At 53.1% G+C, this 21,454-nt stretch carries 20 protein-coding genes; 12 read left to right on the top strand and 8 right to left on the bottom strand.

All coding sequences use genetic code 11. From position 1 onward, the window contains the following. Positions 1 to 8: 8 nt before the first annotated feature. Entirely contained in the window at positions 9 to 764 is a 756-nt protein-coding gene (locus X965_RS10545) for a DeoR/GlpR family DNA-binding transcription regulator (protein ID WP_004238842.1), read from the top strand. An 11-nt stretch (positions 765 to 775) separates the two neighbouring features. Here X965_RS10545 and X965_RS10540 read toward each other — a convergent pair whose 3' ends face one another. Further along, positions 776 to 1,453: a DUF421 domain-containing protein gene (locus X965_RS10540; RefSeq protein WP_036418011.1), complete on the bottom strand. Its 678-nt coding sequence runs from the start codon at positions 1,451 to 1,453 to the stop codon at positions 776 to 778. Positions 1,454 to 1,763: 310 nt separating this feature from the next. Between X965_RS10540 and X965_RS10530 the strand changes: the two genes are divergently transcribed. Both X965_RS10530 and X965_RS10525 read left to right on the top strand, forming a co-directional pair. Continuing rightward, the gene (locus X965_RS10530; RefSeq protein WP_004235922.1) at positions 1,764 to 2,273 is read left to right on the top strand and encodes a hypothetical protein; all 510 of its coding nucleotides are present in this window, start codon (positions 1,764 to 1,766) and stop codon (positions 2,271 to 2,273) included. 429 nt (positions 2,274 to 2,702) lie between these two features. Further along, positions 2,703 to 4,703 (top strand): choline BCCT transporter BetT, encoded by a 2,001-nt coding sequence (locus tag X965_RS10525; protein WP_004235923.1) that lies wholly within the window; start codon positions 2,703 to 2,705, stop codon positions 4,701 to 4,703. A 42-nt stretch (positions 4,704 to 4,745) separates the two neighbouring features. On the opposite strand, the gene hpaR is transcribed toward X965_RS10525, so the two are convergent. Continuing rightward, positions 4,746 to 5,177 carry a homoprotocatechuate degradation operon regulator HpaR gene (gene hpaR, locus X965_RS10520; protein WP_036418009.1) on the bottom strand — a complete coding sequence of 144 codons (432 nt, stop codon included), beginning with the start codon at positions 5,175 to 5,177 and terminating at the stop codon, positions 4,746 to 4,748. 238 nt (positions 5,178 to 5,415) lie between these two features. Here hpaR and X965_RS10515 point away from each other — a divergent pair, with 238 nt between their 5' ends. The 4 genes from X965_RS10515 (at position 5,416) to ggt (ending at position 11,446) form a co-directional block, all read left to right on the top strand. Continuing rightward, a complete protein-coding gene (locus tag X965_RS10515; RefSeq protein ID WP_036418007.1) occupies positions 5,416 to 6,888 on the top strand; it encodes an NAD-dependent succinate-semialdehyde dehydrogenase in 1,473 nt (490 codons plus the stop codon). Between the two features lie 147 nt (positions 6,889 to 7,035). Beyond that, entirely contained in the window at positions 7,036 to 7,560 is a 525-nt protein-coding gene (gene hpaC, locus X965_RS10510) for a 4-hydroxyphenylacetate 3-monooxygenase, reductase component (RefSeq protein ID WP_015422505.1), read from the top strand. A gap of 408 nt (positions 7,561 to 7,968) precedes the next feature. Then, positions 7,969 to 9,438 carry a dipeptide/tripeptide permease DtpB gene (gene dtpB, locus X965_RS10505; protein WP_015422504.1) on the top strand — a complete coding sequence of 490 codons (1,470 nt, stop codon included), beginning with the start codon at positions 7,969 to 7,971 and terminating at the stop codon, positions 9,436 to 9,438. A gap of 244 nt (positions 9,439 to 9,682) precedes the next feature. Next, on the top strand, positions 9,683 to 11,446 hold the full coding sequence (ggt, locus tag X965_RS10500; RefSeq protein WP_036418005.1) for a gamma-glutamyltransferase: 1,764 nt from the start codon (positions 9,683 to 9,685) through the stop codon (positions 11,444 to 11,446). Positions 11,447 to 11,529: 83 nt separating this feature from the next. On the opposite strand, the gene X965_RS10495 is transcribed toward ggt, so the two are convergent. Genes X965_RS10495 through X965_RS10470 form a run of 6 tightly spaced genes read right to left on the bottom strand, consistent with a single transcriptional unit; the run spans position 11,530 to position 16,069 of the window. Beyond that, positions 11,530 to 12,105 carry a TerD family protein gene (locus X965_RS10495; protein ID WP_036418003.1) on the bottom strand — a complete coding sequence of 192 codons (576 nt, stop codon included), beginning with the start codon at positions 12,103 to 12,105 and terminating at the stop codon, positions 11,530 to 11,532. A gap of 60 nt (positions 12,106 to 12,165) precedes the next feature. Continuing rightward, a complete protein-coding gene (locus X965_RS10490) occupies positions 12,166 to 12,744 on the bottom strand; it encodes a TerD family protein (RefSeq protein ID WP_004238854.1) in 579 nt (192 codons plus the stop codon). Between the two features lie 42 nt (positions 12,745 to 12,786). Beyond that, positions 12,787 to 13,821, bottom strand: coding sequence for a TerC/Alx family metal homeostasis membrane protein (locus X965_RS10485; RefSeq protein WP_036418001.1), 1,035 nt, complete (start codon positions 13,819 to 13,821; stop codon positions 12,787 to 12,789). Positions 13,822 to 13,843: 22 nt separating this feature from the next. After that, positions 13,844 to 14,299 carry a tellurite resistance TerB family protein gene (locus X965_RS10480; RefSeq protein ID WP_004235933.1) on the bottom strand — a complete coding sequence of 152 codons (456 nt, stop codon included), beginning with the start codon at positions 14,297 to 14,299 and terminating at the stop codon, positions 13,844 to 13,846. 19 nt (positions 14,300 to 14,318) lie between these two features. After that, complete coding sequence (locus X965_RS10475) at positions 14,319 to 15,482, bottom strand: TerD family protein (protein WP_004235934.1); 1,164 nt, start codon at positions 15,480 to 15,482, stop codon at positions 14,319 to 14,321. Next, positions 15,482 to 16,069, bottom strand: a complete 588-nt coding sequence (locus X965_RS10470; protein ID WP_004238857.1) for a TerD family protein — start codon at positions 16,067 to 16,069, stop codon at positions 15,482 to 15,484. The genes X965_RS10475 and X965_RS10470 overlap by 1 nt, the downstream gene beginning before the upstream one ends. A gap of 294 nt (positions 16,070 to 16,363) precedes the next feature. Here X965_RS10470 and X965_RS10465 point away from each other — a divergent pair, with 294 nt between their 5' ends. Genes X965_RS10465 through X965_RS10445 form a run of 5 tightly spaced genes read left to right on the top strand, consistent with a single transcriptional unit; the run spans position 16,364 to position 21,363 of the window. Next, a complete protein-coding gene (locus X965_RS10465) occupies positions 16,364 to 17,422 on the top strand; it encodes an ATP-grasp domain-containing protein (protein ID WP_036417998.1) in 1,059 nt (352 codons plus the stop codon). A gap of 7 nt (positions 17,423 to 17,429) precedes the next feature. Further along, complete coding sequence (locus tag X965_RS10460) at positions 17,430 to 18,572, top strand: phosphoribosyltransferase domain-containing protein (protein WP_036417996.1); 1,143 nt, start codon at positions 17,430 to 17,432, stop codon at positions 18,570 to 18,572. Further along, the gene (locus X965_RS10455; RefSeq protein WP_036417994.1) at positions 18,562 to 19,347 is read left to right on the top strand and encodes a hypothetical protein; all 786 of its coding nucleotides are present in this window, start codon (positions 18,562 to 18,564) and stop codon (positions 19,345 to 19,347) included. Before X965_RS10460 ends, X965_RS10455 begins: the two co-directional genes overlap by 11 nt. Then, positions 19,340 to 20,419 carry a cysteine protease StiP family protein gene (locus tag X965_RS10450; RefSeq protein WP_036417989.1) on the top strand — a complete coding sequence of 360 codons (1,080 nt, stop codon included), beginning with the start codon at positions 19,340 to 19,342 and terminating at the stop codon, positions 20,417 to 20,419. Before X965_RS10455 ends, X965_RS10450 begins: the two co-directional genes overlap by 8 nt. Further along, the gene (locus tag X965_RS10445; RefSeq protein WP_036417987.1) at positions 20,416 to 21,363 is read left to right on the top strand and encodes an HpcH/HpaI aldolase/citrate lyase family protein; all 948 of its coding nucleotides are present in this window, start codon (positions 20,416 to 20,418) and stop codon (positions 21,361 to 21,363) included. Before X965_RS10450 ends, X965_RS10445 begins: the two co-directional genes overlap by 4 nt. Positions 21,364 to 21,454 lie beyond the last annotated feature (91 nt).

Below are 21,454 nucleotides of genomic sequence, written 5' to 3'. Positions count from 1 at the left end.
GAACGGTCATGAATCCGATAAAAAGAAAGGAATACATCCTCGATCTGCTGAATCAGCAGGGGGAAGTCAGTGTGCAGGATCTTGCTGATACACTGAATGTCACCTCTGAGACGATCCGCCGTGATCTCTCCATTCTGGAGAAAGAAGGCGAGATCATCAAAATTCACGGCGGGGCGATGAAGAAAAAGAGTGTCAGCGAAGGCAGCTTTGAACAGCGGCTGGAACTGAACCGCGAGGAAAAAATGACCCTCGCGCGCTACGCTGCCGGGCTGATTTCCGAGCACGACACACTGTATATCGATTCCTGTTCGACAACGCTGCTGTTTTCCGCGCAGTTACCGGCGATTGCATTTACCGTTTTCACCAACTCCGCCCTTATCGCGGATAAAATCGCCTCGCAGAACCCGCTGGCGAAAGTGTATGTGCTGGGCGGTGAATACAGCCATGAATTCCGGGCCAATCTCGGCGCGAAAACCCTGCATGAAATCGATCATATTTATGCGGACTTCGCCTTTGTTGGTGCAGGCGGTGTGCGCGATGAAGGTATTCTGGTCAAAAGCGTTGAAGAAGGCATGATTGCGCGGAAAATGCTGGAAAAAAGTAAGCAGAAAATTATTCTGGCCGACTCCAGCAAATTCGGCCAGCAGGGGATTTTAAAGATCGCGGAGATTGCCGTTATCGATAAAATTATCTGTGACGATAAATGGCAGAAAGCGCACGAATTCCGTGAGAAATATCCGGAAAAAGTCGTTATCGTGCCGTAAGAGAAAAAACCTTACGGCTGTGACGGCTCGCTGTGATGGCTGGTCATCCGCCCGTCCTTCATCACCACATTGAGGTTGCCGTTATAAAATTCCGCCAGGAATACGGTCTCAGGATCGTCAATTCCCTGCTGTTTCAGGCACTCTGCCAGCCACGCCTCATCATGACCAATCTGTTCCAGCTCATATTTACGCGGTACGCCGTCTTTCATCACAATAACTGACGGCATCTGTGACTGGTCACAAATCACCGTCAGCTGGCCGTCCGGCTCTATCTGCGCATAGTACACATCGCGGTATGAATAGATCCCCTGTGCATGCATGCGGGAGGTGATATTCAGAATATCGATTTTATTGCGCTTCTCATGAATGCTGTCCATGATAAACGCCCCGTTTTTAATAATGGGGATCGGGTTACCGATAGTCACCGCGCGCAGCACACTGATATGTTTGCTGACCCAATTGATTATGCTGATAAAACTCACCCCCATCAGCAGAATAATAATATATTGCGTCAGCGGAATAGTATCACTGTAAATAACACCGCCGATAATGCCGCCCAGTACAAAGTTTCCAATAAAATCAACCGGTGTCATTTGTGATAATTGGGTTTTCCCGGAGATATTCATGTGCGTTAACACAATAACAAAGCCGATGATAAATTTAACGATAACCAGCAGATAATATGTCATGGTATTTCCTTACACTGACAAACAACGCTAACCAACTGAAATAAAACATGTTACTATGTTGCGCTTATAAGACTGCATTCTGTATTGATATTACCGGATATTTTTATGCAGCGGGATATTATTTTATGCCGTTACTGATAAATCCCCCTCAGCACTATACAACCGGCGCTTCATTTTCTATGCTGAAAGGGATAACCCTGACAGAAAATTATATCTGTCAGCAGACTGCCTGATTTTATTATATAATCAATAATCGCGGACACGATGTTATCCGGTTATTTTACTCAGTATTGCTGAAGAGGAGTTAATCATGAAAAAAGCATTATTAAGTTCACTCATCCTTGCGGGGGTATTTGCACTGGCCACCGGGTGTGACGACAGCAGCAAAACGGATCCCGCCGCACAGAAAGCACAGGAAGGTGCCGCGCAGATTAAGGAAGCCGCAGAGCAGAAAGCGGATGAAATAAAGCAGGATGCCAAAGAGGCAGCGGATAAAACAGAGCAGAAAGCCGCTGAACTGAAACAGAATGCAACTGAAGCCGCCGGTGATGCCAAAGAAAAAGCCGGCGCGGTGATGGCTGACGCCAAAGAGAAAGCTGCCGAAATCCGTGACAGTGCCGATGCCAAAGCGGATGAACTGAAAAAAGAGGCTGATGCCCTGCTGGCTGATGCCAAAGATAAAGGTGAAGATGCCAAAAAAGCCGCGGAAGAAAAAGCCGCAGAGCTGAAACAGAAAGCGGATGAAGCCAAAGCCGCCGCTGATAAAAAAATTGATGAGCTGAAACAGGATGTCAGCGGAAAACCCGCAGATGCTCAGTAAACCTGAACAGGTAATATCCCGTATCAATCCGTAAAACAGCCGTCAGCCGGAAACAATGACTGTTTCCGGCTTTTTTATTGTGTTATTTCAGGCAATTTGTCAATTACCGCAAATAAAATTCACAGATAAAAATATCTCTTTTTCCCTCAAAAATACCCCGTGACTTGCCGCAGAGTGACATTTTTGGCACTATAATCCTCTTTTTTTCACCAACCGGGGGAATAAAATCTAATATCACCGCATTTTTTCCGCAGGTTTAACCTGTATTTATCTCCGTTTTTTCTGATCTCCCGCTGATACTATTTTGCCGGGGTTTCTATTTACCGCTACGCAGCCGCGTACCGTTTTCAGAAGGAAAATCTGACGCTTTGATGCAGTTCTCCCCTTTTTACTGCCGGCGTTATCTGCAACTGATAAAAGGAATAATTCATGAGTCATCAGGACACTGAACAATCCGCAAAAAAAATGAAGATTAACCCGCCGGTTTTTTATATTTCGGCCCTGGTTATTCTTCTGATTGTCGGCTTTGCCGCCCTGTTTCCCCAGACGGCGGACATACACCTTAAAGCCCTTCAGACCAGCCTGTTTAAAAATGCCAGCTGGTTCTATATCCTCGCCGTCGCCCTGATTTTACTGAGCGTCACCTTTATGGGGTTGTCCCGTTTCGGTGATATTAAACTCGGCCCTGATCACGCCCGTCCGGCATACAGTTATATTTCCTGGTTCGCCATGCTGTTCTCCGCAGGGATGGGGATCGGGCTGATGTTCTTCGGTGTCGCCGAGCCGGTGATGCATTATCTTTCCCCGCCTGTCGGCACACCGGAAACGGTTGAAGCGGCAAAAGAGGCCATGCGCCTGACCTTCTTCCACTGGGGGTTACACGCCTGGGCTATTTACGCGGTTGTGGCGCTGATCCTTGCGTTTTTCAGCTACCGCCACGGCCTGCCGCTGACACTGCGTTCCGCACTCTACCCGATTATCGGTGACCGTATTTACGGCGCAGCCGGTCACGCGGTGGATATTTTCGCTGTGGTCGGTACGGTATTCGGGGTCGCGACCTCCCTCGGCTTCGGCGTGTTACAGGTGAATGCCGGGCTGAATCATCTGTTCGGCCTGCCGCAGACAGAAACTGTTCAGGTGGTGCTGATTGTGGTGATCACCTCACTGGCCACGCTGTCGGTTGTGTCCGGTCTGGATAAAGGCATCCGTTTTCTGTCAGAGCTGAACCTCGGCCTGGCGGTTCTGCTGCTGATTATGGTCGGTGTATTAGGCCCGACCGTGCTGCTGCTGAAATCCTTTGTTGAGAACACCGGCGGCTATCTTTCTGAAATCGTCAGTAATACCTTTAATCTCTTTGCCTATGAGCCGAAGTCAGACGACTGGCTGGGCGGCTGGACCCTGCTTTACTGGGGCTGGTGGCTGTCGTGGTCGCCGTTTGTCGGGATGTTTATCGCGCGGATTTCACGCGGGCGCACCATCCGTGAATTTGTTTTCGGCGTGTTGTTTGTCCCGGCGGGCTTTACCCTGCTGTGGATGACCTTCTTCGGTAATACCGCCATTGATCTGATCAAAAATCAGGGTGCAACCGCCCTCGCCGCGGTGGTGAAAGAGGATGTGTCACTGGCACTGTTCCAGTTCCTCGAGTATTTCCCGTTCTCCACGGTGCTCTCTTTCTTTGCCATGCTGATGGTGATTGTCTTCTTCGTCACTTCCGCTGACTCCGGCGCGATGGTGGTGGATACCCTGGCCTCCGGCGGGGATACCCACACGCCGGTCTGGCAGCGGATCTTCTGGGCCGGACTGATGGGCGTGGTGGCGATCACTCTGCTGCTGGCCGGGGGATTATCCGCCCTGCAGACCGTAACTATCGCCAGCGCCCTGCCGTTTGCGGTTGTGCTGCTGTTCTCGATTTACGGACTGATCAAAGCCCTGCGGATTGATGTGCATAAACGCGACAGTCAGCAACTGGCGACCATTGCACCGACCGCCAGCCGCAACCCGATCCCGTGGCAGCGCCGTCTGCGTAATATCGGCTATTTCCCGAAACGTTCGCTGGTCAAACGCTTTATTGATGAAGTGGTGTCAGAGGCGATGGACATGGTGTCTCAGGAGCTGGAAAAACAGAGCACACCGAGCCATATCGACCGCAGCCGCGACGACCGGATCACCTTTGAGGTCGATCTGGGGGATGATATGAACTTTATCTATGAAACCCGGCTGCGCTATTACAATCAGCCGTCCTTTGCCCTTTCCGGTATGACCGACGAGGAAAAAGATGAGGAACACCGCTATTACCGCGCGGAAATCCATCTGAAAGAGGGCGGACAGGATTATGACATTATGGGCTGGAACAAGGAGCAGATTATTCATGACATCCTTGACCAGTACGAAAAACATATTCACTTCCTGCATCTGCTCGGCAAGAAGTAAGCCTGTCACTGTAAAAATGCCGCTCATCTGAGCGGCCTTTTTTTATTCTTCTTCGTTGTCGCGCTGCGGCAGTGCAACCAGCTCATCCAGCAGTGCATAGAGCTGGCGTACCTTCTCCGGTGTGAACTGTAATTCCAGCGCCTGATAGCCGGTCTCCACTTCCGCCTGCACACGGTGATACAGTGCCATGCCTTCGTCAGTCAGGGAGAGGTAGAGTTTGCGCTGATCACTGAGGGGCTTGAGGCGGTGGATAATGCCCGCTTTTTCCATCCGCGTCAGAATACCGGTCAGGCTGGGACGCAGAATACAGCTTTTCTGTGCCAGAAGATGAAAATCGAGCGACGGGGTCTTAGCCAGTATGCGAATGATCCGCCACTGCTGCTCCGTCAGTTGGTGTGCTTTCAGGGTCGGGCGAAAGTAGCCGAGGACCACTTCACGGGCCTGCAAAAGGGCGATAAGTAATGATTCATGCATAATGGGTAATTTCTCCGCGATGTACTCACATCATAAACATCGACGTTATCAAAAAAAGGCGCAATTTTATCGGGAAAATGCGCAATCAGACATCCTCTGTTAGAATAAAAAGCATATCAGTCACGAAGACCCAAAGGACTCTCCTTTTATTAACGCCATATTAACAATAAATCAATGGTCTTCTGCTGATATCTCAGTGCCCTCATCACTTTTTTGAGAAAACGCAACGGAGCTCTCTATGTTCACCTCATCGTTAACCAATCCTTCCTTTTCCCTGCTGCGCACCGGCGGCTATATCAATGGTCAGTGGACCGATGCACAGGATAAGGCCACGTTTGATGTGACCAACCCGGCCACCGGCGGACTGATCACCCGCGTCAGCGACCTCGGCGCACACGAAACCCGGCTTGCCATTGCCGCCGCTGAAAATGCCCTGCCGGGCTGGCGCGCCCTGACCGCCAAAGCCCGTGCGCAGATCCTGCGCCGCTGGTTTTTTCTTGTCATGGAGAATCAGGAGGAACTGGCACAACTCCTGAGCCTGGAGCAGGGCAAACCGCTGGCAGAATCACGCGGGGAAATAGCCTACGGTGCCAGCTTTATTGAATGGTTTGCCGAAGAAGGCAAGCGCGTGTACGGCGAAACCATTCCGGCCACACAGAGCGGACAGCGGATCGCCACCATACGCCAGCCGATCGGGGTGGTCGGTGCTATCACACCGTGGAACTTCCCGAATGCGATGATCACCCGCAAAGCCGCTCCGGCACTGGCGGCAGGCTGTACCATGGTACTGAAACCGGCCGCGGAAACCCCGCTTTCCGCTCTGGCGCTGGCGGCACTCGCGGAACAGGCCGGTATTCCGGCCGGGGTATTCAATGTTGTCACCGGGCTTGATGCGGCGGCTATCGGCGGCGAACTGACCACCAGCCCGGTCGTGCGCAAGATCTCCTTTACCGGCTCCACCCGTGTCGGCAAGTTGCTGATGGCGCAGAGTGCGGAGACGGTTAAAAAGCTCTCTCTCGAACTGGGCGGTAACGCACCGTTTATTGTGTTTGATGATGCCGATCTCGATGCGGCGGTTGCCGGTGCCATGGCCGCCAAATTCCGTAACAGCGGGCAAACCTGTGTCTGCGCCAACCGTCTCTATGTGCAGGATGGTGTGTATGATGCCTTTGCCGGGAAACTGGCGGAGGCTGTCAGTGCCCTGCATGTTGCGCCGTACACCGACGAAAAAGCACAACAGGGGCCGCTGATTAATGAGGCCGCTATCCGCAAAGTCAGTGAGCATATCGCCGATGCGGTCAGCAAAGGTGCGACTGTTGTCAGCGGCGGGAAACCGGCGGCACAGGGCGGATTATTTTTTGAGCCGACAGTCCTGACCGGTGTGACTTCAGACATGCTGGTGACCCGTGAGGAGACGTTTGGCCCGCTGGCACCGCTGGTGCGTTTCCGCGATGAGGAAGAAGCCATCCGCGCGGCAAATAACAGTGAGTTCGGTCTTGCCGCTTATTTCTATTCCCGCGATATCGGCCGGGTCTACCGCGTGGCTGAAGCCCTGGAAGCCGGAATGGTCGGTATTAATGAAGGGATTATTTCCACGGAAGTGGCACCGTTCGGCGGTATCAAGCAATCCGGCCTCGGCCGTGAAGGCTCCCGCCACGGTATTGATGACTATCTGGAAATCAAATACCTCTGCTTCGGCGGGATCCGTTAATCCCCGCTGACCACCGCCTGCGGCTGTCCTTCCGGCAGCCGCATTTTCTGACTCTCCCTTGTATTTTTCCCCGGCTATCATTAGACTGCGTATCATTCGCAAATAAGCAACAATTGCGTCACATTTTTTATCCCACCGGGAGTTGGTATGTCTTTGGATAATTCACAGCGTCTGTTGTTCCGCGACGCAATGGCGACACTCTCCGCTGCCGTCAATATCGTCACCACCGACGGCGACGCCGGGCGCGGCGGGCTGACCGCCACCGCGGTCTGCTCTGTCACGGATACGCCGCCGACCCTGCTGGTGTGCATCAACCGCAGCAGTGCGCTCAGTGAGGTGTTCAGAGCCAACGGACGTTTGTGTGTCAATGTGCTCACCCATGAACACCAGGCACTGGCGTGTGATTTTGCCGGGATGACCGGCCTGAGTATGGACGCGCGTTTTGCCGGTGATCACTGGCAGCCGGGAGCGCTGGGACAACCTTGTCTGCACGGCTCACTGGCCTGTCTGGAAGGCGTGGTGACTCAGGTGCAGGAAATCGGCACACACAATATCTTTATGGCAGAGATCAGCAATATTGATGTCCGCGACGAAGGTCACGGCCTGATTTACTTCCGCCGCGATTTCCGCACTGTCGAAACCGGTGATATCCCCGCTGCTGCAGTTGCCTGATCCTCTTTCATTATTGTCATAATATTCGTTAACACATCATGTGTTAACGAATCATTATTCATCAGAAAAATACCTGTTACAGTTTGTCATATTTAATTCCGCCCCCCTCCGGACAACAGAATAAATAACCATCAATCTGCTCAATACGCCATCAACAAAACCATTGCGGACTAATTATTGATGTCAATCTAATGAATTTTATTTCAATTATGATATTAATTATTGCAGTAAGTGTGATCTGTCTTTGAGATGCTCAGACAGCAATATATTAGTCTGAGCCCTTTGGCAAATACCCTGACAAATACGCAAACACTCAACCTTACGCAAGAGTTTATCTTTTAGCTTTGCCTCCGCGATGCCGGGAAGGCTTTTGCGTGATGAATAATTATTAATAAGAGGCATTAAACCATGAGTAAACCCGCGCAGGTTGGTTTGTTTAACCAACCCAAGCCATTCTTCATGATTTTTATCGTGGAGCTGTGGGAACGCTTCGGCTATTACGGTGTGCAAGGCATCCTGGCCGTCTACTTTGTTCAGAAACTGGGATTCAGTCAGGAACAGGCATTCATCACCTTCGGGGCATTCGCCGCGCTGGTATACGGTCTGATCTCCATCGGTGGTTACGTCGGTGACCACGTCCTCGGGACCAAACGGACCATCATCTTAGGGGCCATCGTGATGGCTGTCGGTTATTTTATGACCGGCCTGTCTATCATGCACCCGGACCTGATCTTCTACGCACTGGGTACCATTGCTGTCGGTAACGGCTTATTCAAAGCCAACCCGGCCAGTCTGCTGGCAAAATGCTATCCGCCGAAAGACCCGCGTCTGGACGGGGCATTCACCCTGTTCTATATGTCGATCAACATCGGCTCTCTGATTTCCCTGTCACTGGCACCGGTTATCGCGGACAAATACAGCTATACCGTTACTTATAACATCTGTGGTATCGGCCTGCTGATCGCCCTGGCGGTCTTCCTGTTCTGTCAGAAAATGGTGCGTAATATCGGTTCCGAGCCGGATCACAAACCAATAAAATTCGGCAGCCTGCTGGTCGTCATCGCCGGTAGTGTGGCAACTGTTTTCCTGTGTGCATGGTTACTGCACAACGTCATTATTGCCAACTATGTGTTACTCGGCGTCACCGCTGTGGTTATCTTCTTCTTCTTCCGCGAAGCTTTCAAACTGAAAGGTGTTGAGCGGAACAAGATGTATGTGGCGTTTGTTCTGATGCTGGAAGCGGTTATCTTCTATGTGCTGTATGCCCAGATGCCGACTTCACTGAACTTCTTCGCTATCTATAACGTGCATCACACCATTATGGGTATTGATGTGCATCCGGTCAGCTTCCAGGCACTGAACCCGTTCTGGATCATCGTGCTGAGCCCGGTTCTGGCTTACTTCTACAGCAAGATGGGCGCACGCGGCAAAGATTTCTCCATGCCGGGTAAATTCACCATCGGTATGTTCTGCTGCTCCGCCGGCTTCCTGACAGCCGCTGCATCCGGTATGTGGTTTGCCGATGCGTCCGGTCTGACATCACCATGGTTTATCGTCCTGGTCTACTTCTTCCAGGCCGTCGGTGAGCTGATGATCAGTGCGCTGGGTCTGGCGATGGTGGCTGCGTTCGTTCCGCAGTACCTGATGGGCTTTATTCTCGGGATGTGGTTCCTGACCCAGGCAATGGCAACACTGCTGGGCGGTTACGTGGCGACCTTTACCGCACCGCCGGAAGGCGTGACTGATCCGCTTCAGACTCTCGGTATCTACACTGATGTGTTCGGTAAAATCGGTATCGCAACGGCAGTTGCCGGCCTGATTATGTGGGCTATCGTACCGAAACTGAACAAAATCATGAAAGAAGAAAAAACAGCCTGATTGTGTTAACCGGTGCGGCGGCACCGGTTTTCCGTCTCGTTTGCGTAATGACACGCTGTTCTGCATAACCCGGGCTATCCGGGTTTTTTATTATCTCCCCATCCTGCTTTTCTGCCCGGTTTCACATTTTCCCGCACGCCATTTCTCAAATATTGGTATCCCTGCTATACGTTAATTAACTATTAATTAACAAATAGTCAATCAATCCCTCATACAAAACCCTGCACGTTCAACGGAGATAATAATGATAACCCCATGGCGAACACCTGTTCTTCTGCTCTCTCTGCTGCTTTCCCCGCAATTGTATGCCGCTTCCGAACCCGCCGCTGAAGCCCGCAACGGGATGGTGGTCTCTTCCCAGCATCTGGCGTCACAGGCCGGGGCTGATATTCTGAAAGCCGGCGGTAACGCGGTGGATGCGGCAGTGGCTGTCGGCTACGCTCAGGCGGTGGTGAATCCCTGCTGCGGTAATATCGGCGGCGGCGGCTTTATGACCCTGCATCTGGCAGACGGAAAAAATATTTTCATCAATTTCCGCGAAACGGCCCCGGCGTCCGCTTCTGCGGATATGTATCTCGATAAAGACGGCAATCTGATCAAAGATGCCAGCCTGTACGGCTACCTCGCCGCCGGGGTGCCGGGAACGGTGAAAGGGCTGGATTATGCCCTGGAAAAATACGGTACCATGAAACGGGAGCAGGTGATGGCTCCGGCGATAAAACTGGCCCGTGACGGTTTTATCCTGACCCGCGCAGATACCGATGTGCTGGACACCACCACCGCCCGCTTTAAGCAGGATCCGGAAGCAGCGCGGATTTTCCTTAAACCTGACGGCTCCGCATTCCAGCCCGGCGACCGCCTGATTCAATCCGATCTGGCCAATACCCTGGAACGCATCGCCAAAGAAGGCCCTCCCGCTTTTTATGAAGGTGACATCCCGCAAATCGTGGAAAAGGCCTCTCAGGCAGGCGGCGGTAAGCTGACCGCCAAAGATTTCGCGGATTACACCATTTCTGAGGTTGCGCCGGTCACCTGCACCTATCGCGGCTATGAATTTATATCCGCCCCGCCGCCGAGCTCCGGCGGTGTGACTATCTGCCAGACCCTGAATATTCTGGAAGGTTATGATCTGAAAGCAATGGGCTTTAACTCAGCGGATTATATTCACACTCTGACAGAGGCAATGCGCCATTCGTATATGGATCGCAACACCTTCCTCGGTGACCCGGCGTTTGTGAAAAACCCGACCGAAAAACTGACCAGCAAAGCCTATGCGGAAGAGCTGCGCAAAGAAATCATTCCGGGTAAAGCCACACCTTCCGCTCAGGTGCAGCCGGGTACAGGCCCGCATGAAAAACCGGAAACCACACACTATTCCGTGGTGGATAACAAAGGCAATGCGGTTTCCACCACCTATACCATCAATGGCCGTTTCGGTGCGGTGGTGATCCCGCTGGGTACCGGTTTCTTCCTCAATGATGAAATGGATGATTTCACCACCAAAATCGGCGAGAAGAATATGTACGGTCTGGTTCAGGGTGAGCGCAACGCGATTGCCCCGGGCAAACGTCCGCTTTCTTCCATGAGCCCGACCATTGTCACCAAAGACGGTAAGATTTTCCTGGTGCTCGGTTCGCCGGGCGGCTCACGGATCATCTCTATCACCTTACAAACCGCACTGAATATTATCGATCACGGTATGGCACCGCAGGAGGCCGTGAATGCACCGCGTATCCACCATCAGTGGCTGCCGGATGAGGTGTATTACGAGCAGCGCGGTGTGTCAAAAGACTCACTGAATTTGCTGGATAAAATGGGTTATAAGATGGTTGAACAGACACCGTGGGGTGCCGCCGAGCTGATTATGGTGGGGTTACCGGGTGCCGCCGGAGTCAGTGCGGACTCTTCCGGCAATGATGCCGCCGTGTCCGGTAAGGTGCGGGAAGGCTATTTATACGGTGCCAACGATGTGCGCCGTCCGGCCGGGGAGGCAGCAGGAGTCGAGTAATCTCCCGGCCGGATTTGTAAACGCAGCATGCCCTGTCCGTCACGGACAGGGCATTTTTTACGGCAACCAGCTGATATCAATAATTAAATATTAACACCGTGCTGAGACGCTAATGCAGACAGACCACCGGCGAAGCCCTGGCCGACGGCTTTGAATTTCCACTCTGTACCGTGACGGTACAACTCACCGAAGACCATCGCGGTTTCTGTTGATGCATCTTCAGACAGGTCGAAACGGGCAATTTCACTGCCGTTATCATTGTTACAGATACGGATGAAGCTGTTGCTGACCATACCGAAGTTCTGTTTACGTGCTTCCGCATCATAAATCGTGACGGAGAAGACCAGTTTTTTCACATCTGCCGGAAGGGTGTTCAGGCTGATTTTAACCTGCTCATCATCACCGTCGCCTTCACCGGTGCGGTTGTCGCCCTGGTGCTCCACCGCGCCGCACGGGCTGATTTTGTTATTAAAGAAGATGAAATGGCTGTCGGATAATACTTTTCCGTCGTCACCCACCATAAATACAGATGCGTCGAGGTCAAAATCCTGACCATCAGTCACACGCGCATCCCAGCCCAGACCAACCATCGCCACGCTCATTGACGGGGCTTCTTTGGTCAGGGAGACGTTACCACCTTTTGTAAGAGAAACTGCCATTTTCGGACTCCTGCTGCGGATTATAAAGAGGGCTGGTTATCAGCCCGCTGAAAAAAATACTCAGGACGCGTTGATACCGTACTGTGCACAGACTGATGACAGACCACCGGCATAACCCTGGCCGACGGCACGGAATTTCCACTCGGCTCCGTGACGATAGAGTTCACCGAACAGCATCGCGGTTTCAGTGGAGGCATCCTCAGTCAGGTCATAACGGGCGATTTCGGTATTGGTATCATCATTGACCAGGCGGATAAATGCGCCGGATACCTGGCCGAAACTCTGACGGCGGGTCTGCGCGTCATGGATAGTGACCACGAAGACGATTTTGTCGATCTCCGCCGGAATCATATCCAGTTTGATGATCAGAGATTCATCATCACCATCGCCCTGGCCAGTGCGGTTGTCGCCGGTATGGGTGACTGAACCGTCAGATGAACGCAGGTTGTTATAGAAAATAAAGTCTGCATCGCCACGCACTTTACCGGCGGCGGTCAGCAGAAAGGCAGAGGCATCAAGGTCGAAATCCTGACCATCTGTGGAACGAACATCCCAGCCTAAGCCAATCAGGACGTTTTTCATTGAAGGGGCTGTTTTGCTCAGCGACACGTTACCACCTTTAGAAAGAGAAACGCTCATTTCACTTACTCCTTAGTTAAATCAGTGACGGGTGGCGGATAATTACTTATCCGCACTTTCCGTTTTTTCCGGGAAAACAAAGCTGGCGACAATACCCAGTGCCAGGACCCCGAGCACCACGAACAGGCTGCTGGTGGCCGAAATATGTAATCCGTGACCCCAGAGGCTGTCTGTCGCATTCAGACCCAGTTTCACCGCGATAAAGAACAGTAACGCAATAACCGCTTTTTCCAGGTGAACCAGATACTGCTTCAGTGCTTCCAGGACAAAATACAGGGTACGCAGGCCGAGGATCGCGAACATCATGGCGCTGTAAACAATCAGCGGCTCACGGCTCACCGCGATAATCGCCGGTACGGAGTCAAACGCAAACATCACATCGGACAGTTCCACCACGGCCACACACAGCATCAGCGGTGTGGCATACAGAGCGGCTTTTTTACCGCGTCCGATAGTGACGTCTTTGTTCTCCGGTTTTGCCAGTTCGGCATCCACTTCTTTCTGGGTCAGCAGGAAGGCGTGTCCGCTCAGTTTCGGCCAGATCGGGAACAGTTTTTTCACCATCCGGTAAGCAATGTGCTGCGAGTAATCTTCAATCTCTTCCTTCTCTTCGCGGTTACGCAGCATCATGACAGCGGTCCAGGCGACGATCAGGGCGAAAATCACTTCCACATACGGCCCCAGGCTCAGCAGACCGGTACCTATCGCCACGAAAATCCCGCGGAAAACGATAGCCCCGATAATGCCCCAGTACAGCACCCGGTGGCGGAAACGATCCGGAACCGAGAACCAGGAGAAAATCGCCATCATCACAAACAGGTTGTCGACCGACAGCACTTTCTCAAGCGCATAACCGGTGACGAACAGGCTCGCAACTTCCGAACCGTGGTGGATATAGAGAAACCCGGCAAAACCCATTGCCACAGCCACCCAGAAAACAGACCAAATTGCCGCATTTTTCAGTGAAACCGGCTTATCGCCCCGGTGCATAAACAAATCAATAAAAATCGCACCGATTGCGAGGATGACGAAAACGGTGACTGTTTCCATCGGAAAACCGATATGTGTTGATTCCATAATTAACCCTTAGGTATAAAAATCAGAGACCGAACTCTGCCGGGTCAAACCCCAGAGCAGCGGCGATCTCTTTTACTGCTTTCTGCTCATCCTGATCGAAGTTACCGTCACTCTTCGCGACTGCAATCCCGACACGCACCGCTAACTGCGCTGCTTCCGGCTGATCCTTCAGCGCCAGGATATATTTCATGGTTTCACCTTTGCCGATTTCCATGTCGAAATCGAAACTGGTGACCAATTTGTTGAAAAATGTAATGACTTCTTCGGTTTCAAATACTTTCAGTTCTTCAGAGGATTTCAGAAAACCGATCATTTTCTGTTTTTCTTCCGCACTGACCCCGTCACTGGAAACCGCAATACGGGCACAGACAGCGATTGTACCTTCCATAAACTTACGGTTTCTGAAACGGCTGACCTGTTTTGTCAGCTCTTCGCGGCCTGAATTAAACGCACTTTTGACCCGGTTAAGTATACTCATTGCTGTATCCTCACTTAAATTATTTCGAGCCGGCTTTCCAGCGGAAACCCCACCCGAATGCTTCATCCATATCGCTTTGATTTTTAAAGAAACGGTTAAGACGTTCGACTTTTATCGCCCCGTTTTCATTGACCAGGCGGGCAATCGCGCACATGGTGCGGCGGTCGTCCCCTTCTGTCAGCCGGGTTTCCACCGGCGGCTGTTCCGGTACAAAGACCGTCACCACGCCATCTGTTTTGTCCCAGCTCGGTACGCCCTGATAAATAAAGGCGTAGATGAGAATTTGGCGGATGTGTTTCCACTCGCCGCCGTTGATATGCAGCCACTCACCTTCTGAAACCGCGCCGGTGCGATCATCGCCCTGCAGCTGAATAAACGGTTCGCGCCGGTAATCACCAAATGCATTACCCAGTGCCTGAATCACCGATTTCTGACCATTCTGTAACTCAACGAATGCGCCCAGATCCAGGTCAATTCCCTTGTTGCCGCCACCGAACACATTGCTGAGGAAGCCCCCGGAGTTGCTGCTCTGAGTGTCCCGGTGCCAGTTCAGATTAATGCGGATTTCACCGAAGTTATCCCGCTTGCTCAGACTGATTGACGGCTTTTCTTTGCTCAGCGATATCTTGCTTAAACTGATTTTGCTTTCTGCCGGTTTTGGTGCAGGCGCTGCTGCCGGTGCAGATTCTGCCGCCACATCCACCCCGAAGTGCTCCGCCAGCGGTTTCAGTCCGCCGTTGAAACCCTGGGCAACAAAGCGGAATTTCCACTCATTATTACGGCGGTACAGTTCACCGAGGATCAGTGCAGCTTCCTGACGACCGGCGGTGTCCACAATGCCGCTGAGCAGTTTTTCATGATCCGCCTCAACCTGAACTTCCAGGCTGCGCAGACCGGCAACAGTCTGCCCGCCGTCACAGGTGACCACAAACGCAACTTTCTGCACATCCTGACGCAGACGGCTGACATCCGCCGTAAAGACGGTATTATTGCCGTTCTGCTGCCAGCTGATGGTGTTGTCATCATTCTGCGGCTGGCCGTAGAAGACCATGTCCGGATCGCCCTGCACTTTGCCGTCAGCATACAGACGGAACGCAGAGGCATCCGCCGCCGCACCGGACAGCACCGTAATCCGCAGTGTTTTCAGCGGTACGGGCGCATTCGCCCCGGGCGTCATGTTCATCAGCGCACCACCGTACTGACGATGTCAGAAGACATGTCATCAATCGTGCGGCCGCGGCATGCAGCACCGTGTGCGGTAAAGTTCCACTCACCGCCGCTGCGGCACAGGGAAGCGATCACGATACCGGTGTGTGAGCCCTGTTCATTCAGCTGATAACGCACCAGCTCTTTACCGCTCTGATCCAGTACACGGCAGAAGGCATTTTCCACATCGTTAAATGTCTGACCACGGAAGCTGTTCACCGTAAAGGCCAGGTATTCAGTATTCTGCGGCAGACGGTTCAGATCCACGCGGATCACTTCATCATCGCCGTCACCCTCACCGGTCAGGTTATCTCCTTCGTGGATTACGGATTTACAGTCTGATTTCAGTTTGCGGAACCAGATAGTGTCGAGAATACGGCCGTCTTTATCCAGCAGGATACAGCTGGCATCCAGATCAATGGAGTCGTTACCGCCGCCGAACAGCGAACCGAGAAAACCTTTCTTTTTCTGAACAGGATCCCAGCCGAGACCGAAATGCAGCTGATTTAATGCGGCAGATGCCTTGCTGAGAGATACCGTCTGATTCTTCGTCAATGAAACCATATTTTCATTCCTTAAACGGGAGATAAAACCCGGCAACAGGTGCTGGTGATAATGAATTTTAAAAAATCATATCATGACGGAGTTCTTTGGCAAGATATATTTCACATTAAATTAATAATACAATCTAAACATATAGTTAAAACATAAATGATGACATTAATAGTTACAGGAAATGTCAGGTTTAGTCAGTAGATTGTCAATTTAAACATAATCATAATATGATTGACATGTTGATTAATCCTAAATAAACTCGCTCCTAATCTATCGGATAAAACAGAACAGGAATAAACAATAATGGTGCATGCGATCTGGCTGACGGAAGGACTCTCTTCTCAGCGTGACTTGATCCGGAATATCAGGCTGTTCGCACAGACATTACAGGTTGATCTCACGATTTTTGCCTCTCACCGGCAGCCCCGTCATGAGATCCTGTCAGAAGCCGATTTTTCCCTGACTGAACCGGCTGATGAAAATGAGCGGCTGGCGTTTATCCTGTCTGTTACGGAGAAATACGGTATTCAGGTAATCCACGCCGGGCGGAATATCCCGTGGTTTGAAACGCACAGAAACACTATCACGGCTTCCGGCACCCGGCTGATAACCGGCGTCGCCTCTCTGTCCGATTACGCCGTGGCGGATGATAAAGTCCGCTTTGCTGCTGAGATGGCATCACACGGCCTGCCGGTTGTGCCTTCTGTGCAGATCACCTCTGCGGCACAATTGCGTGATGCACTCACCCGTTCCCCGTTTCCGGGGCTGCCGCTGTGTATTAAACCGGTTCAGGGCATTTACGGTGCCGGTTTCTGGCAGTTTGATGACAACACGCCGCCGATGTCCATGTTCACAAACCCTGAACGGCGGATCACCACACCGCAGCAGTATTTGTCCGCCCTTGAAAGCGCTGACAAATGCCCCGCGCAGGTACTGATGCCTTATTTGCCCGGCCCGGAGTATTCCGTGGATATTCTGGCGGATAACGGTGAGGTGCTGGCTGCTGTTGCACGGCGCAAAGAAGGCTCCCTGCAATACCTTGAACATGACGGTGCTGCATTTGAGCTGGCCTGCGCCTGTGCGCGGGTGATGAAAGCCGACGGACTGGTGAATGTGCAGACCCGCCATGACCATCACGGGCAGCCGCTACTGCTGGAAATCAATATGCGGCCGTCCGGTGGTATCGGTTATACCGCGCTGAGCAGGGTGAATCTGCCGGGCCTGTTTGCCCTGTACAGTACCGGGCTGCTCAGTGCGGATGAGGTCAGAGAATATAACCGCACTGCATTCCGTCCGGCAATTGTCCGCCCGCTGACCGAAGCCGTCAGCTACCCGTCTTCCCTGAACAATGTAATACACTGAGGTCACTATGCCCGGTTTTTCCCGTCCCGGTCACCACCGGTTCACACTGACAACCGGCACGCTGGAAGTCCGCAGCGATGCCACACCGGAAACTCTGGATGCGCTGTTCGGGATCGCAGAGCGGCGTAACCCGAAACGGGCATTTCTGTTTGTCAGCAAAGTGCTGGGCCGCCATATCCCGGTCGAGCCGGAAATCATGCGTGGTGTTTACCGCCGCCTCAGTGAGCAGTTTCCGCAGGATCTGCCGCAGCCGCTGCTGGTTATCGGTATGGCGGAAACCGCTGTCGGTCTGGGAGCCGGCGTATACAGCGAAATCCGCCGTCAGTACCCGGAATCCCTGTATCTCTCTTCCACCCGCCATCCGGCGGACGGTGAACTGCTGTGTGAATTTAAAGAAAATCACAGCCACGCCACGGATCATCTGCTCTATTTCCCGGCCGATCCGCAGCTGAAAACCCGGCTGCAACAGGCAAAAACCCTGGTGCTGGCAGATGATGAAGCGACCACCGGCAATACGTTTACCAATTTGCTGACTGCATTGCATGAAAGCGGTCAGCTGCCTGATTTACAACAGGTTGTGACTGTCACACTGACGGACTGGCGTGAGGATCCGGCCACTGTTCAGCACGGGCTGCCGTTGCGGCATGTCTCTCTGATCAGCGGCAGCTGGCGCTGGGAAGCTGATCCGGATGCGGCCCTGCCGGAGATGCCGGATGTGAATGTCAGCGCTGCGGGAGCCGTGCCAATCCGCCGTCCGCTGACGCGGGTGCGGCTCGGTCTGCATGATCCGCACACCGGTTTTGGCAGTACGGTGACGACCGCACCCGGTGAGCGGCTCCTGGTGCTCGGCTCCGGGGAGTTTGTCTGGCAGCCGTTCCTGCTGGCCGAACGGCTGGCAGAGGCCGGAGCGGATGTAAAATTCAGCGCCCTGACCCGCTCCCCGATAGCCCCGGGCGGTGCCATTGAATCCGTTATTTCCTTCACGGATAACTACGGGCTGGGGATCCCCAATTATCTCTACAATGTGGCACATCAGTCATTTGACCGCATTCTGCTGTGCACAGAAACGGATCCGGCGGCGTTTGATCCGCAGTTATTACAGGCGCTGGCCCGCTGTGCGCCGCTGACGGAGGTGATTTATGACGACTAAACCGGTGATCCTGAGCGACCTGGATGACACCCTGTTCCAGACAAAACGCAAAATGACACAGGAGCAGGCACTTACGCCGTTTCGCACCGGTGCGGTTGACCGCACATTACAACCGCGCAGTTTTATGACGGAAGAACAGGCCATGCTGACAGACTGGCTGCTGGCGCATGCCGATCTCATTCCGGTTACGGCACGCGGTACGGAGGAACTCCGCCGCGTCACTATCCCGTTCCGCTCTTATGCGATAACCACGCACGGCGCGGTGATCCTGCGACCGGACGGTTCGCCGGAACCCGGCTGGCAGTCTGAAATGCTGACCGCCCTCGGCCCTTACTGTGAACGGCTGTTGTCACTACAGCAGTTTTGTACTGAGCGGATGACAGAGCGCGGTATTGATGCATGGGCGCGCATTAATTATGAATACGATGATGTGCCGGTCTATCTGGTGATGAAACACACTGACAGTACCCGCACAGCGGAACTCTATGCCGTTGCCGCAGAGATTGAACAACAGTTTCCGGCAGACGGATTTTACATCCACCGCAACGGCAACAATATCGCCTGGCTGCCGGATCCGGTAGAAAAAGGCCATGCTGTTACGTACCTGCTGACGTTATTACGGGCAGAGCGCGGCACCTTTCCGGTTATCGGCCTCGGCGACAGCCTGAGTGATTACCGCTTTATGAAACACTGTACCTGGTTCGGGATGCCGTCCCGCAGTCAGTTTGCGGAGGCAGTCGCCGCCCGGATTTTCAGTGAGGTATCCGATGTATAATTTCCTGCCGTTCTCAGGCAGTTATCTGCCGGATGATGTGCAGTTTCTGCTTCGGCCGGTCACCATTGATATGACCCCGGTGGAACTGAAAGAGCAGCTTATTCAGTCCGGACAGAAACACTATTCCGATATGCTCAGCCAGGAGCCCGCTCCCACAGACTGGCATCTTGATCTGTTTAACCGCGCACTGAAAAAAGGTGCACCGCGTCTGGCGCGGGATGTGAGCGCCCTCGCCCGTACACTGGGTGACTATTTTGCAGATCAGCCGGTTGTGCTGGTCAGCCTGGTCCGCGCCGGTGTGCCGTTAGGGGTGATGCTGCATCAGGCGCTGCGTGATGCGGGAAAAATCTCACACCATTACGGCATCAGTATTATCCGCGATCGCGGTATTGATACGGCGGCGCTGGAGTGGATCGAACACCATCACGGCACCGCCGGTATTGTGTTTGTTGACGGCTGGACAGGTAAAGGCGCCATCACCGGTGAACTGATCCGCTCCCTGAAAGACAGACCCGGCTACCCGGCCGATCCGCGCCTGGTGGTGCTGGCCGATCCTGCCGGATGCGCCTGGCTTTCCGCTGCTGATGATGACTGGCTGATCCCCTCCGGGATTATGGGGGCGCCGGTTTCCGGGCTGATCTCCCGCTCTGTCTGGTCAGATACCGGTCCGCACGGCTGTGTGCATTGTGAGCATTTACAACCTTATGAGTGCAGCCGGACACTCACCGATACTGTTGCCGCGCTGCGCCGTCAGGAAACCGCGGCTCCGGCTGCGGCCTTCCCGGAGCCGGACACCAAAACAGCACTGCGGAAAAAAAGCCGTGCGGTGATCACTGCACTGGCTGAACGCTGTGGTGTCAACGATCTGAACAGAATCAAACCCGGTATTGCCGAAGCCACCCGTGCTGTCCTGCGCCGGGTGCCGGATCACGTCTTTGTGCGCGACTGCACAGAGCCGGATGTGGAATTGCTGCTTTATCTCGCCCGTCAGAAAGGGATCACTATCACGGAAGCCGGCGATGCCCTCGGGCAGTACCGCGCCGTCACTATTATCAGGAAGGTATCACCATGACCCGACGTCTCTCCCCGTGGAATTTAGGGGCCTCACTCTATATGCCCGCCACCCGCACCGATATCACGGATGCGATTATCAGTAATAAAATCAGCGGACTGCGTTCACTGATTATTTGTCTGGAAGATGCGGTCAGTGAGGCGGATATCCCGCAGGCACTGGAGAATTTACAGGGCATCCTGGCCGCGCTGACAGCGGAAAAACAGCGTGCCGGAAACCAGAACTGGCCGCTGGTGTTTATCCGTCCGCGTCACCCGGAAATGGGATTGTGGCTGCGCGAGCACTGCGATCTCAGTGCCGTTGACGGGCTGGTGCTGCCTAAGTTCACACAGAAAACGCTGCCGGTCTGGTGGCTGGTGGTGAAAAACACCCCGCTGTGTATGATGCCGACCCTGGAAACAGAAGAAGTCTGTGATGTGGTGCAGATGCGGAAACTGGCGCAGGTACTTAAATCCCATCCCTGCCATGACAAAATCATCGCACTGCGTATCGGCGGCAATGATCTGATGAATGTGATTTCCCTGCGCCGCCCGCGTCATCTCACCCTGTATGACGGCCCGATGGGTTATGTGATTAAAATGCTGGTCTCTGTTTTCGCCCCGCACGATTTCGCCATGACCGCACCGGTCTGCGAGCATATTGATGATCACGATGTCATGACACGGGAACTGGCGCTGGATATCGCTCACGGACTGGTGGGTAAAACTGCTATCCACCCGAATCAGGTGGCAGTGATTGAGCAGGCGCTGCGGGTCTCCGCTGATGAGCACGCGGATGCACTGCGGATCCTCAACTCCACACAGGCGGTATTCAAGTCACTGGGAGCTATGTGCGAACCGGCGACACACCGGCGCTGGGCATCTGCCATTCTGGCCCGTGCACGGGTGTACGGGATCGCACAGCGGAAAACAGACGGACAGCCGTTTAAAACACAAAACGGGTGAAACTGAGGACAGAAATATCATCAGACTGAATATCCTGCACTATTATATCTGAATGCCTTGATATATCCTGATCAGCTGATTAAATAGAACT

The sequence above is a fragment of the Morganella sp. EGD-HP17 genome (genome assembly GCF_000512315.2).
In the GTDB taxonomy this organism is placed as follows: domain Bacteria; phylum Pseudomonadota; class Gammaproteobacteria; order Enterobacterales; family Enterobacteriaceae; genus Morganella; species Morganella morganii.
Note: the sequence above shows the minus strand (reverse complement) of the source record. Positions and strands in the feature narration are given on the sequence as shown.

What these genes read in the sequence shown, in the direction of transcription:
- X965_RS10545 (WP_004238842.1), top strand. Translation starts at nt 9, where the DNA reads ATGAATCCGATAAAAAGAAAGGAATACATCCTCGATCTGCTGAATCAG.
- X965_RS10540 (WP_036418011.1), bottom strand. Translation starts at nt 1,453, where the DNA reads ATGACATATTATCTGCTGGTTATCGTTAAATTTATCATCGGCTTTGTT.
- X965_RS10530 (WP_004235922.1), top strand. Translation starts at nt 1,764, where the DNA reads ATGAAAAAAGCATTATTAAGTTCACTCATCCTTGCGGGGGTATTTGCA.
- X965_RS10525 (WP_004235923.1), top strand. Translation starts at nt 2,703, where the DNA reads ATGAGTCATCAGGACACTGAACAATCCGCAAAAAAAATGAAGATTAAC.
- hpaR (WP_036418009.1), bottom strand. Translation starts at nt 5,177, where the DNA reads ATGCATGAATCATTACTTATCGCCCTTTTGCAGGCCCGTGAAGTGGTC.
- X965_RS10515 (WP_036418007.1), top strand. Translation starts at nt 5,416, where the DNA reads ATGTTCACCTCATCGTTAACCAATCCTTCCTTTTCCCTGCTGCGCACC.
- hpaC (WP_015422505.1), top strand. Translation starts at nt 7,036, where the DNA reads ATGTCTTTGGATAATTCACAGCGTCTGTTGTTCCGCGACGCAATGGCG.
- dtpB (WP_015422504.1), top strand. Translation starts at nt 7,969, where the DNA reads ATGAGTAAACCCGCGCAGGTTGGTTTGTTTAACCAACCCAAGCCATTC.
- ggt (WP_036418005.1), top strand. Translation starts at nt 9,683, where the DNA reads ATGATAACCCCATGGCGAACACCTGTTCTTCTGCTCTCTCTGCTGCTT.
- X965_RS10495 (WP_036418003.1), bottom strand. Translation starts at nt 12,105, where the DNA reads ATGGCAGTTTCTCTTACAAAAGGTGGTAACGTCTCCCTGACCAAAGAA.
- X965_RS10490 (WP_004238854.1), bottom strand. Translation starts at nt 12,744, where the DNA reads ATGAGCGTTTCTCTTTCTAAAGGTGGTAACGTGTCGCTGAGCAAAACA.
- X965_RS10485 (WP_036418001.1), bottom strand. Translation starts at nt 13,821, where the DNA reads ATGGAATCAACACATATCGGTTTTCCGATGGAAACAGTCACCGTTTTC.
- X965_RS10480 (WP_004235933.1), bottom strand. Translation starts at nt 14,299, where the DNA reads ATGAGTATACTTAACCGGGTCAAAAGTGCGTTTAATTCAGGCCGCGAA.
- X965_RS10475 (WP_004235934.1), bottom strand. Translation starts at nt 15,482, where the DNA reads ATGAACATGACGCCCGGGGCGAATGCGCCCGTACCGCTGAAAACACTG.
- X965_RS10470 (WP_004238857.1), bottom strand. Translation starts at nt 16,069, where the DNA reads ATGGTTTCATTGACGAAGAATCAGACGGTATCTCTCAGCAAGGCATCT.
- X965_RS10465 (WP_036417998.1), top strand. Translation starts at nt 16,364, where the DNA reads ATGGTGCATGCGATCTGGCTGACGGAAGGACTCTCTTCTCAGCGTGAC.
- X965_RS10460 (WP_036417996.1), top strand. Translation starts at nt 17,430, where the DNA reads ATGCCCGGTTTTTCCCGTCCCGGTCACCACCGGTTCACACTGACAACC.
- X965_RS10455 (WP_036417994.1), top strand. Translation starts at nt 18,562, where the DNA reads ATGACGACTAAACCGGTGATCCTGAGCGACCTGGATGACACCCTGTTC.
- X965_RS10450 (WP_036417989.1), top strand. Translation starts at nt 19,340, where the DNA reads ATGTATAATTTCCTGCCGTTCTCAGGCAGTTATCTGCCGGATGATGTG.
- X965_RS10445 (WP_036417987.1), top strand. Translation starts at nt 20,416, where the DNA reads ATGACCCGACGTCTCTCCCCGTGGAATTTAGGGGCCTCACTCTATATG.